Source organism: Rhizobium sp. BK418 (genome assembly GCF_004341105.1).
Taxonomy (GTDB): Bacteria; Pseudomonadota; Alphaproteobacteria; order Rhizobiales; family Rhizobiaceae; genus Rhizobium.
Window position 1 is genome coordinate 524,662 of the sequence record NZ_SLZK01000004.1, and the last position, 12,257, is coordinate 536,918.

The 12,257-nt window shown below is 60.4% G+C and carries 11 protein-coding genes; 8 read left to right on the forward strand and 3 right to left on the reverse strand.

Annotated features, from left to right (window positions below):
• Positions 1–3: 3 nt before the first annotated feature.
• From EV281_RS19280 to EV281_RS19290, 3 genes are read left to right on the forward strand one after another with little or no spacing between them, the layout of a single operon-like run.
• Positions 4–1,542, forward strand: coding sequence for a sugar ABC transporter ATP-binding protein (locus EV281_RS19280; protein ID WP_132655201.1), 1,539 nt, complete (start codon positions 4–6; stop codon positions 1,540–1,542).
• Positions 1,539–2,534, forward strand: a complete 996-nt coding sequence (locus EV281_RS19285; protein WP_132655203.1) for an ABC transporter permease — start codon at positions 1,539–1,541, stop codon at positions 2,532–2,534. The genes EV281_RS19280 and EV281_RS19285 overlap by 4 nt, the downstream gene beginning before the upstream one ends.
• Positions 2,531–3,514 carry an ABC transporter permease gene (locus EV281_RS19290; protein WP_132655205.1) on the forward strand — a complete coding sequence of 328 codons (984 nt, stop codon included), beginning with the start codon at positions 2,531–2,533 and terminating at the stop codon, positions 3,512–3,514. Before EV281_RS19285 ends, EV281_RS19290 begins: the two co-directional genes overlap by 4 nt.
• 98 nt (positions 3,515–3,612) lie before the next feature.
• Here EV281_RS19290 and EV281_RS19295 read toward each other — a convergent pair whose 3' ends face one another.
• Together EV281_RS19295 and EV281_RS19300 are read right to left on the reverse strand one after the other, a co-directional pair.
• Positions 3,613–4,371, reverse strand: coding sequence for an alpha/beta hydrolase (locus EV281_RS19295; protein ID WP_132655207.1), 759 nt, complete (start codon positions 4,369–4,371; stop codon positions 3,613–3,615).
• 46 nt (positions 4,372–4,417) lie between these two features.
• Entirely contained in the window at positions 4,418–6,193 is a 1,776-nt protein-coding gene (locus tag EV281_RS19300; RefSeq protein WP_132655452.1) for a cytochrome c biogenesis protein DipZ, read from the reverse strand.
• Between the two features lie 230 nt (positions 6,194–6,423).
• On the opposite strand from EV281_RS19300, the gene EV281_RS19305 reads away from it, so the two are divergent.
• From EV281_RS19305 to EV281_RS19325, 5 genes are all read left to right on the forward strand, one after another.
• Positions 6,424–6,792 (forward strand): DUF488 family protein, encoded by a 369-nt coding sequence (locus EV281_RS19305; RefSeq protein ID WP_245508311.1) that lies wholly within the window; start codon positions 6,424–6,426, stop codon positions 6,790–6,792.
• Positions 6,793–6,929: 137 nt separating this feature from the next.
• Complete coding sequence (locus tag EV281_RS19310) at positions 6,930–7,964, forward strand: alpha/beta hydrolase (protein WP_132655211.1); 1,035 nt, start codon at positions 6,930–6,932, stop codon at positions 7,962–7,964.
• 114 nt (positions 7,965–8,078) lie between these two features.
• Complete coding sequence (locus EV281_RS19315; protein WP_132655213.1) at positions 8,079–8,819, forward strand: response regulator; 741 nt, start codon at positions 8,079–8,081, stop codon at positions 8,817–8,819.
• Positions 8,816–10,141, forward strand: coding sequence for a HAMP domain-containing sensor histidine kinase (locus EV281_RS19320; RefSeq protein ID WP_132655215.1), 1,326 nt, complete (start codon positions 8,816–8,818; stop codon positions 10,139–10,141). The genes EV281_RS19315 and EV281_RS19320 overlap by 4 nt, the downstream gene beginning before the upstream one ends.
• 159 nt (positions 10,142–10,300) lie before the next feature.
• Positions 10,301–10,717 carry an organic hydroperoxide resistance protein gene (locus EV281_RS19325; RefSeq protein WP_132655217.1) on the forward strand — a complete coding sequence of 139 codons (417 nt, stop codon included), beginning with the start codon at positions 10,301–10,303 and terminating at the stop codon, positions 10,715–10,717.
• A 544-nt stretch (positions 10,718–11,261) separates the two neighbouring features.
• Here EV281_RS19325 and EV281_RS19330 read toward each other — a convergent pair.
• Complete coding sequence (locus EV281_RS19330; protein WP_132655219.1) at positions 11,262–12,221, reverse strand: trypsin-like peptidase domain-containing protein; 960 nt, start codon at positions 12,219–12,221, stop codon at positions 11,262–11,264.
• Positions 12,222–12,257 lie beyond the last annotated feature (36 nt).

The following is a 12,257-nucleotide window of genomic DNA, read 5'->3' on the forward strand; positions in this document are numbered from 1 at the left end:
TGCATGATCCTTTCCGAACCGCTTCTGCGCCTGGAAGGCATATCGAAACGTTATGGCGGCGCAATTGCGCTGAAGGAAGCCAATATCGCCGTGCGGCAGGGCGCAATCCACGCCGTGCTCGGCGAAAACGGCGCCGGCAAATCGACGCTCATCAAGATCATGGCCGGTGTGGTGGCGCCTGATGAGGGACGCATGCTGCTCGACGGCAATGAAGTTTCCTTTGTCTCGCCGGCTGCCGCCAATGCCGCCGGTATAGTCTGTGTTTTCCAGGAATTGTCACTCATTCCGGATCTTTCGGTGGCCGACAACATCGTCATCAGCAATCCGCCGCTGCGTTTTGGCATGATCGACCGCAAGAGGCAGCGCCAGATTGCCGAGGAAGCGCTTGCCCGCGCCGGTGCAGCCGATATTCATCCCTCGTCTCTCGTGAAGGATCTGCCGCTTTCGCGCCGCCAGATGGTGGAGATCGCCAAGGCGCTCGCCCGCAAGCCGCGGCTGATGATCCTGGATGAGGCGACCTCAGCCCTGACCCAATCCGACGTCGAGAAGGTCTTCAACGTGCTGAAGCAGCTTCGGACCGAGGGCATGGCGCTGATCTATATTTCGCATCGCATGCATGAGATTGCAGAACTTGCCGATGACTGCACGGTCTTTAGAAACGGCCGCAGCATCGAATCCTATCCCGCCGGCACCAAGTCGGATCAGCAGGTCGTGGAACTGATGATCGGCCGCGAATATACCAACGTCTTTCCGCCCAAGCCGCTGCAGCCGAGGGCAGACGTACCGGTTCTGTCCTGCCGCGGCCTCTCTTGGGGGGATCGGCTCTCCGGGATCAATTTCGATGTGCGCCCCGGCGAGATCATCGGTTTCGGCGGGCTGGATGGACAGGGGCAGCGTGAACTGCTGCTGGCGCTGTTCGGCGTGCTGCGCGACCTCAAGGGCGAGGTGGCGATCGATGGCAAACCGATAAGGTTGAAGAGTCCTGGCGCGGCGAAATCTGGCGATATCTCCATGGCGCTGATTCCGGAAGATCGCAAGACGGAAGGGCTCATGCTGCCGATGACCGTGCGTGAGAACCTATCGATCGCAGCGCTTCACCGCGTTTCGCGCCATGGCATCATCGACAGAGCTGCCGAGGGCCGAGAAATCGACGAACTGCTGAAGCTATTGGCGATCAAGGCGGCAACGATCGATATGCCTGTCGCCTTGCTATCGGGAGGCAACCAGCAGAAGGTGGTGATCGCCAAATGGCTGATGAACCGGCCGCGCATCATCCTGCTCAATGATCCGACCCGGGGCATCGATGTCGGCACCAAGCAGGAAATCTACGCTCTGTTGCGCAAGCTCGCCGACGCCGGTGCAGCCATCATCTTTTATTCGACCGATTACGACGAATTGGTCGGCTGCTGCAACCGGGTGCTCGTCATGTATGATGGCAGCATCATCCGCATCCTCGAGGGAGACGAGATCACCGAGCGCGAACTGGTCAGCGCCGCCCTCAATATCGGCGCCGGCCAGGCGCAGCAAAGGATGACCCAATGAGCAAGCAGGCGACCGGCGAATGGCGCTACTGGTATGTTCAGCAGAAGGGAACGCTCTTTGCGGTGCTCCTCTTCGTCCTGATGTTCATCATCTATGTCTCGAACCATCCGGCGGGGTTTACACCCAATGTGGTGCAGACCGCAGCCAACAAGGCGACATTGCTTGCCTTTGTAGCGATGGCGCAGTGTTTCGTGATCATCACCGCCGGTATCGACCTTTCGGTCGGCATGATCCTAATCCTTAGCAACTGCCTTGCTTCATGGCTCGTCGTCGGCACGCCGCTGCAGACCGCGCTCGGCGTTGTCGCCGTGCTCTCAACAGGCCTCGGCTGCGGTCTTCTCAATGGGCTGATCATCATCTTCGGTCGTCTGCAGCCGATCGTCACGACGATTGCGACGAGTGCGGTTTTTTACGGACTGGCGCTGCTTTTGCGGCCGACACCCGGCGGCTCGGTCAATGAAGATCTCGCCGATGCCTTCACCTCGAAGCTTTTTGGCACCGTCCCGGCAAGCCTTGTCGTACTCGTGCTTGTCATCTTAGTGATCTGGGTGCCGTTCAGCCGTTCTGTGTTCGGCCGCACCGCCTATGCCGTCGGGTCGGCAGAAAACGCTGCCTATATGTCGGCCATGCCGGTGAAGCGGGCAAAGCTTGCGGCTTACGCACTGGCTGGCCTGCTGTCGGCGATTGGCGGGCTATACCTGACCTTCTTTTCCTATACGGGTGAGGCGGCTCTTGCGAGCGGCAACGCCTATACGCTCTATTCGATTGCGGCGGTAGTGCTTGGCGGCGTTTCCCTTGCCGGGGGTAAGGGAAGCGCCGTCGGCGCCGTTTTCGGGGCGCTGGCCTTCCGGACCATCGGCGATCTCCTGTTCGTCTTCGATCTCGACCCGCTCTGGCAACCGCTCTTCCAAGGTGTCGTGCTGATGCTGGCTGTCAGCATCGGCTGTATCGGCCTGTCGCGGGTTCGCAATCGTCTGGAGTGGTTCCAATGAGTGAGGGCGCTTCCACAATGCGGCATATTCCTGTGCCCGCCCGTCTGCGCGGGGTCGATCCGGCGGTGGCGATCGCCTTTGGCTGCATCATTCTGCTGCTTCTCGGCGGTTCGCTCTATTCCTCCAATTTCCTGTCGCTGGATTATCTGCTGCAGCAGCTGAAGGTGGCCTCCTTTCTCGGCGTCATCGCAACCGGCATGATGGCGGTCATCCTGCTTGGGCAGATTGATCTGTCGGTACCCTGGGTGGTGACGACAGGGGCGATGATGGCCTGTGCTGCCACCGCCTACGGGGCGACTGGTGCCATTCTGGCAATCCCTTTCGGCATTCTCTGCGGCGCTGCGATCGGGCTCGTCAACGGTGTCGCGGTTGCTTATCTCCGCATTCCCTCGATGATCATCACCCTTGCCACCAATGCTGTCGCTCAGGGCTTGATGGTCGTTTACACGGGCGGCTTCTCGCCCCAGGATTCGGCCTCTGCCGCCATGCGCTTCCTGGCGACCGGCTACGCCATTCCGGGGCTTCCGAATGGCGTTCTGGTGTGGCTCGCCGTCGGCTTGCTTGCCGTCTTCCTCTTGACGCGCACGACCTTCGGTCGGGCGCTCTATGCGATCGGCAACCGCGAACGCGCCGCCTATATGTCCGGCATCAACACGCGTCGGATCACCTTGCTGGCCTTTGTCATCTCGGGTGGGCTCAGCGCTCTCGGAGGCGTACTCCTTGCCGGCTACGCCTCGAAAGCGTCCCAATCCATGGGCGATGCTTACCTGTTACCGTCGATTGCTGCTGTGGTGCTCGGCGGCACGCACGTGCTGGGCGGCAAGGGCTCCTATCTTGGAACCGTGGCCGGCGTCATCCTGATTACCTTGCTGCAGTCCATTCTGTCTGTCATGCAGATTGAAGAGGCCGGCCGCCAGCTCATCTATGGCGCTGTCATCATCGGCATGCTGCTGCTCTACGGGCGCCAGAAGGTGATGTAACAAAACTCAGCGTTTCGCCTCGTCAAGGCGATGACCGTGTGTTCATAGACACGGAGCCGGCGGAAATCCACCGGCTCCGGCTGCCGCCAGCGACCTGCTTATTTGCCTGCTTCCCTGGCCGCCTTTTCGATTACATCCGCGACCTTTTCCGGCTGAGACGCGAAGACTGCATGACTGCCTTTGATCTCGGTGACATTGCTTCCGGCGCGCTTTGCCATATCCCTCTCTAGATCGGGATTGATCGAGCGATCTTCCGTGGCAACGATCGTCCAGCTCCTTTTGGTCTTCCAGGCCGGATCGTTCACCTTTGCGGAAAATGCTTCCTTCGAGGCAAAGACCTGCGACTTTGCCAGGAACGCGGCCTCGTCCTTCGGCAGGTCGGCGGCAAAATCGTTGGCGAAGGCGGCTGGGTCGAGATAGAGGTACTTGCCGTCCTTCGTCTCGCGAATGTTCATGCCACCGGCAGGCTTCGAGCTGGCGAGGCTGATAAGGCTTTCGCCCTTGTCCGGCTGGAAGGCCGCTACATAGACGAGGCCCGCGACATTAGAGCTGTTGCCGGCTTCGCTGATCACCATTCCGCCATAGCTGTGGCCGACAAGCAGGGTCGGGCCGTCCTCCAGATCCAACACCCGATTGGTCGCCGCGACATCATCGGCAAGCGATGTGATCGGCTCCTGGACAATCGTGACGTTGAAGCCGCGCCGTTCGAGGATTTCGGTTGCCTGACGCCAGCCGGAACCGTCGGCGAGCGCGCCGTGGACGATGACGATGTTTTTCACCTCGGCTGCCTGGGCCGCGAAGGCGATGACACTGGTGGCGAAAGCAAGCGCGAGAGTGGAAAGATAGCTGCGTTTCATGGTGTTTGCTCCTGTCGTTTGAGGTTGGGATGGGAGGGTAATTGGTTCAGCCGAAGGTGAAGGCATAGGCCTGGACACCGGGGTCGAGGAAGCGGATCTCGAAGTCGCGCGCTTTCACCTCGCCGGACTGGCGTACCAGCTGATAGAGTTTCGTCGAGGTCACGGCGCCGTTTCCATCGGCATCGATATCGCTGCCATGATCGGCGCCTGGCGCCTTGCCGTCGATTGTCACTTGGAAGCGGACGGGCTTGCCGTCAGTGTCAGGTCCGAGGACGAGATGCAGGTCGCGGGCGCTGAAGCGGTAGGCAATGCCACCGCCTGCCTGATCGAGCGTGGCCTCTTCGGCACCGACGGTCCACTTGCCTGACAGACCCCACTGATTGAGACTCGGCTGCTTGATCGAATAATCGCTGGGGGCATCGGCGCGCATGCTTTCGTTGGATGCAAAGCTGGTGGCCTGCTGATAACCGATATAGGTTTCGCCCGAGCGGATATGCTTCAGGTCCGGGCTTGCTTCTGCGCCCGTCGCATCCGGTGTGACCGGCGCGCTCTCGGCCATTTCGCTGCCGGCTTCGCGCAGCAGGTCCTGGATCGCTTGTTCGGTCTGGCGGTAGTTGCCTTCGCCGAAGTGGTGTTCACGGATCTGGCCTTTGGCGTCGATCAGGTAATGGGCTGGCCAGTAGCTGTTATCGAAGGCACGCCAGATCTTGTAGTCGTTGTCGATGGCGACCGGATAGCCGATCTTGAAATCGCCAATCGCTTTTTTGACATTGTCGACCTTCTTTTCGAAGGCGAATTCCGGGGCGTGTACGCCGATCACCACCAGGCCCTGGTCTTTGTACTTTTCGGCCCAGGCGCGGACGTAGGGAATGGTGCGGATGCAGTTGATGCAGGAATAAGTCCAGAAATCGACGAGCACCACCTTGCCGCGCAGCTGTTCCATCGTCAACGGCTGCGAGTTCAGCCATTCGACAGCGCCATCGAGCGACGGGGCAGGCCCTTCGACGGGCAGGTCGCTGTGGAAAGGCTTATTGGCATCGGCAAGGCCAATCATCTTGTCGTTGCTTGCGACTTCAGACGGCGCGCTGCCGCTCGGCCGCACGTTCAGCCTGTCGAGCGCGGCTTGTTCGAAGGAAGCGGTGCTGGCATAGGAAAGCTGCGAGAGCAGGCCGGTGTCGAGGCCGAGCGTGATAACGGTGACGCCCGCAAGCACGGCAGCTCCAAGCCCCTGGCGAATGCGCTCGCTGACGCCGAGCGACTTCTTCATGCCGGCAAAAATCTTCCCGCCAACAGAAAGCGCAATGGCCAGTGAAGTGGCCGCACCCGCAGCGTAGGCAAGCAACAGGAATGTCGTCTGCAGATTGGCGCCTTGGAGGGCGGCACCTGTCAACACCAAACCGAGGATCGGCCCGGCGCAGGGCGCCCAGAGCAGGCCGGTTGCGACGCCGAGGATGAGCGCGCTTGCCGCCGTCGGTGCGGATCCGGCCTTGCCGGAAGCGTTCAGCAGCCGATTGCCGAAATCGACGACCGGCTGAGTGATGAAGCTTGCGATGCGCGGCGAAATCAGGCTGGCGCCGAAGACGGCAAGCAAAGTCAGTGCGGCAAGGCGACCATATTCATTGGCGTTGATCGCCCAGCTTCCGCCGACGGCGGCAAGCGTCGCAACAAGCGCGAAAGTGGCAGCCATGCCGATCAGCATCGGCAGCGTGCTGCGCACGAAGGGCTGTCCGGCACGCGCGAAGACGAAGGGCAGAATGGGGAGGATGCAGGGGCTGACTATGGTCAGCGCCCCTCCGAGATAGGCAATGATAAGAAGGGTCATCATCGTTTCCTTGAAACCGGGTGATCGGGCTGGACGGCGATGCCGGCTCGACCAGCAACGGGGGCCAATCTGGTCGAAGCGATGTATCTCGGATGTGTCCGGTTCTGTGGCAATATGTACCGAAGTGTAGGAGGCGCACGGATCATGGCTGCGCTATCTTTCCTCCATAACTGCCATATCGCCGGGATATTGCCGGCAGAGACGGTCGGCCTAGCATGGAGGATGCGAAGATGGTCAAAGCGGAAGCCATAAAGCTGAAGCGCGCCTATGCGGCCAGGGCTGCTGCGGATGGCGCCAGATTGCTGGTCGATCGCATCTGGCCGCGCGGCCTCAGCAACAAGCGCGCTGCACTCGATGCCTGGATGAAGGATGTGGCTCCAAGTGCAGAGCTCCGCCACTGGTTCAATCATCAACCGGATCGCTGGGAGGAGTTCCGAACGCGCTACACGGACGAGCTTCGACATAAAGAGGAGGAGGTGAAGCTTGTGGCGGATTTTGTGAAGAGGGGCACTGTCACCCTGCTTTATGCCGCCCGCGACGACGAGCACAACAATGCCGTCGTGCTTCGTGATTTCCTCATGCACCGCAAGTCCGATTGAGGCGGCGGCGAATTGTATCAGAACGTATCCAGGGCGCCGGCTGCTACATCCGCATGCAATAGAAGCGGATGCCCGAAACATCGGGGATACATGCCGGCTGTTTTCTCCCTGCCATCAACTCGAAATGGAGAGAGCCAATGTCCAGTGAAATCAATTTTCAGCGTCGTCGTTTCCTCGGTGTCGCAGCCATGACCATGGCTGCGGTCGAATTCGGCCTGACGAGCGCCGCACGCGGTCAGTCGCAGGTCGCTGCCGTCAAGGCGGGTTCGCATATATCCTTCGCGCCGCTGAAGCAGATCAAGGCCGGCGTTCTGAATGTCGGCTATGCGGAAGCCGGCCCTGCCAATGGCCCGGTCGTGCTGCTTCTCCACGGCTGGCCTTACGATATCTACAGCTTCGTCGATGTGGCGCCTGTGCTTGCCGACGCTGGTTACCGCGTATTGATCCCCTATCTGCGCGGCTATGGTACAACCGAATTCCTCTCCGCCGATACACCGCGCAATGGCCAGCAGGCTGCTATCGCTTCCGATATCATCGCCTTCATGGACGCACTTGCTATCGAGCGCGCCGTCATCGGCGGTTACGATTGGGGTGGCCGGACCGCAGATATCCTGGCCGCCCTATGGCCGGAGCGCTGCAAGGCGCTCGTCTCCGTCAGCGGTTATCTGATCGGCAGCCAGGAAGCCAACAAGAAGCCGTTGCCACCGCAGGCCGAGCTTTCCTGGTGGTACCAGTTCTATTTCGCCACCGAGCGCGGCCGCGAGGGCTATGAGGCTAACCGCCATGATTTCGCAAAGCTGATCTGGAAGCTTGCCTCGCCGCAGTGGAACTTCGACGACGCGACATTTGATCGCTCGGCCAAGGCTTTCGAAAACCCTGACCATGTGGCCATCACCATCCACAATTATCGCTGGCGTCTCGGCATTGTGGACGGTGAGCGGAAATATGACGATCTCGAAAAGAAGCTAGCTGCCTTCCCTGTTATCACCGTGCCGACCATCACCATGGAAGGCGATGCCAATGGCGCACCACATCCGGAACCTTCGGCCTATGCCAAGAAATTCACCGGCAGGTATGAGCATCGCACCATATCAGGCGGCATCGGCCACAACCTGCCGCAAGAAGCACCGCAAGCCTTTGCCCAGGCCATTCTGGATGTCGATCGCTTCTGACATCTGTCGGGGCTGCCGCGAACGGAATTCCTGTTTCGCGGCAGCCGATTCAGAGTCAAAAGGGAGTAGCGAATCTGTTTGCGCCCGATTGATAGAGGATCCGAAAGTCTAAAGATGGAGCATGTCGACCATATTCTGATCGTCGATGACGACCGTGAAATCCGAGAGCTGGTTTCAAGCTATCTGAAGAAGAACGGACTTCGCACGAGCGTTGCTGCCGATGGCCGCCAGATGCGCAGCTTTCTCGAGGCGAATACGGTCGACCTCATTGTGCTCGATGTCATGATGCCCGGCGATGACGGGCTCGTGCTCTGCCGCGAGTTGCGCGCCGGAAAACACAAGGCGACGCCGATCCTGATGCTGACCGCCCGCAGCGACGAGATGGATCGTATCATTGGGCTCGAAATGGGTGCAGATGATTATCTGCCGAAGCCTTTTGCCGCGCGTGAACTTCTGGCCCGCATCAAAGCCGTCTTGCGGCGTACCCGCGCCTTGCCGCCGAACCTGCAGATCTCTGAGGCGGGTCAATGGCTGCGCTTCGGCGATTGGCGCCTCGATACGGTCGGCAGGCACCTCCTCGACAAACAGGGAACGGAGATCGCGCTGAGCGGTGCCGAATACCGGCTTCTGCGCGTCTTTATCGATCATCCGCAACGCGTGCTCAACCGCGATCAGCTTCTCAATCTCACACAAGGCCGCGATGCGGAGCTCTTCGACCGTTCGATCGATCTCCTCGTCAGCCGTGTGCGCCAGCGGCTGGGGGATGACGCCCGCGAGCCGACCTATATCAAGACTGTGCGCAGTGAAGGTTACGTCTTTTCCGTTCCGGTGGAGATCGAAGAGGCGAGGTCATGAGTGCGGGTGCGGTTCTTCGATCCCGCTTCTGGCCGAGCACCCTGCGGGCTCGGCTTTTCCTTATCCTGCTTTTGGGTCTGGCAATTGCCTATGGCCTGTCCTTCACCGTGCTCTTCGTCGAGCGCTCCATGTCGGCCAAGGCCGTTATGCTCGGTACGCTGGAAAGCGACGTCGCAACCTCGATTGCCGTTCTCGATCGGCTACCGGCAGATCAGCGGCCTGACCTGCTCGACCGCTTGAGTCGCGGCAATTATCGTTTCGTGCTCGGACCGGGCCTTCCCGGCGTGCCCGACAATTCCAGCAAGGGCCGGGAAATTGGCGGCCGGATCGAGGAGGCGATCGGCGGCACCTATCCGATACGCATGGAATCCATCCCTGGCGACATCAGCCGTTTGCAGGCGCATTTGACGCTAAGCGACGGAAGCCCGCTGACGATCGATATCACGCCGCGGCCCCCCATGCCGATTGCAGCATGGCTGCCCTATGTGCTTGCCGTCCAGATGCTGATGCTGGTGCTCTGTACGTGGTTTGCCGTGCGTCAGGCGATCCGCCCGCTCGGGGCGCTTGCGGCGGCGGCCGATGCCCTTGACCCGACCAAGAAAGATGCACCGCTCAGCGAGCGTGGCCCGAGCGAGGTTGCGCATGCGGCACGGGCCTTCAATGCAATGCGAGAGCGCATTGCGCATTATCTGGAAGAGCGCGTGCAGATTCTGGCGGCGATCTCTCATGACCTGCAGACGCCGATCACCCGGATGCGGCTGCGTGCCGATATGGCCGACGATTCTCCCGAGAAGGACAAGCTGGTGCGCGATCTCGGCGAGATCGAACGGCTGGTGCAGGATGGGATTGCCTATGCCCGCAGTGCTCACGGCAATGGCGAGAAGTTTTCGCGCATCGACTTGTCGTCCTTCATCGACAGCATCGCCTATGATTACCAGGACACCGGCAAGGCCGTCAGCGTCGTCGGCCTCGTCCAGGGCGTCGCATCGACCAAGCCGCATGCGCTTCGGCGCATTCTCACGAACTTCGTCGACAATGCGTTGAAATTTGCCGGTGCCGCTGAAATCAGCGTCGAGCAAAAAGGCGAGGAGGCAATTGCCATCACCGTGATGGATCGCGGCCCCGGTATTCCGGATGCGATGCTAGAGGCCGCGATGCAGCCTTTCTTCCGGCTGGAGCAGTCGCGGAACCGCGAGACTGGCGGTACTGGCCTCGGCCTAGCAATCGCCCAGCAATTGGCCGCCGCGATCGGTGGGTCGGTGCGGCTCTATAATCGCGAAGGCGGCGGACTGGCGGCGGAAGTCACCATTCGCGCCAACTGATTTTTCCGCTGATTTGTATAAGAAAATGTCCGCATAGACTGTCGCTACGCTTTGATACAGTTCGGCCGATTTTAGAAACATAGGGGATACGTCGGACTGTCAAAAACCACTCCGTCACCAGATGTCGCAGATAGCGATAGCAAACCAAGGAGTGCTCTCATGACGACGATTGAAAAGGTTCTCTATACCGGCAGGACCCATACGACAGGCGGCCGCGACGGCGCCGCGCGCAGCAGCGATGCGCAGCTCGATGTGAAGCTTTCGCCTCCGGGCAGTGCCCATGCCGGCACCAATCCCGAACAGCTCTTCGCTGCCGGCTGGTCGGCCTGCTTCATCGGCGCGATGGGCCTGGCTGCCGGCAAGCGCAAGCTGAGGCTTCCCGCTGATACGGCTGTTGACGCCGAGGTCGACCTCGGCATGACCGGCGACGCCTATTTCCTGCAGGCGCGCCTCAATATCAGCCTGCCGGGTCTGGAGCCGGAGGTCGCCCGCGCGCTGGTCGACGAGGCGCACCAGACTTGCCCCTATTCGAAGGCGACGCGCGGCAACATCAATGTCGAGCTGAACCTTGTGTAAACGGTCCGGATACGAACTCAGCGCAGCTTGCCTGCGTCCACGGAGGTTTCAATGAAAAGGGTCATCATCTGCATTCTGGGAGCGGCTGTGTTTGCAGCGCCCTGTGTTTACGACGCCTTCTCTACGGAGCCGTCTGCTCTTCAGGGGTTGCTTGCGGCGACATCGACCGTGCCCGGATCTTCGTGACATGATTTGATGCGATGTCGCTGAAGTAGCGAGCAAGGCACCCGCCCTCAGGCTGGTGCCTTTGTTTTTCTGCGGTTTTTCCGCACAAACCAGGGCATTAATACGGTCGTGCGTATTACGAATGCATGCCAAAACCGGCTTCGGACAGTCGGGCAAACCGGACGTTGCCTACCGCTCCGAAGATCGTGTGCGTTAGCTCGATGCCTTCATCGAGAAGATGGGGATCAAGTTCGCCCCGAATTTATCGCCGAGATCGAGGTGCGGAGGCTCGTTGCATAGGCAGCAGGATCAATGCCGCTGCTGGAGAACGAAGGCGAGCTTCGACTTCGTTCTCTTCTCTGTCTGGCGATCGTCAATACTAATGTATTCTTTTCGAAGGGCGAACGGTGCGCCGTTCGATCCGGCCCGCGACGGAAAAGATCAGCACATCGACGTCCGTATCGATCGTCGACCCGTCCAGAAGTCGGACGACGTCGTCAATTCCCGATACCGGTTGACCACCAATAGCGAGCAGATAATCGCCTTCGCGAAGGCCGGCTTTCGCAGCAGGACCCGCGTCTTCGACTCGGCGCAGGCGCACTGTCGTGCGCTGCGGAACGCCGGCCTCAAGCGCAATGCGTCGATGCAGGTCGACCGTATCGGCGGCAATGCCGATATATCCGCGGCGGACCTCGCCGAAGCGCAGGATTTCCGACACGACATGCTTGGCGGTATTCGAGGCGACCGCAAAGGCAATGCTTTGAGCACCTTGGATGACGGCGGTATTGACGCCGATGACCTCGCCGGTCGAAGAGACCAGCGGACCACCCGAATTGCCAGGATTGAGTGCTGCATCGGTCTGGATGATATCTTCCATCAGCCGGCCGCTGGCGGCACGCATGGAGCGCCCGAGCGCAGAAACGACGCCGGCCGTAACGGTCCATTCGAAGCCGAGTGGATTGCCGATGGCGACTGCAATATGCCCGCGCTTCAACTTTTTGGAGTCGGCAAGATGCGCCCAGGCGCCGGACCAGTCGTTGGCTCGGATCAGGGCAAGGTCGGTATCCTCATCGCGTCCAAGCACGCGGCCTTCGACGACGACACCATCAGGGGTTTTGATGGTGACGGACTTCGCATCACCGACGACGTGATTGTTGGTGACGACGAGGCCATCCGGCGAGATGGCGAAGCCGGAACCATGCCCCGCCCGCCCGCCAACGCGTTCAATACGGCTGACCGCCGGGCCGACCATATCGACCGCATTCGACACCGTTTCAGAATAGGCGTCCAGCAGCCCGGCGTCGGACGACGGCTGGATGTCACGATCAATGAATCCCATGAAATCTCCTCCGACGCGTGAAGCGTCGACGTTGAG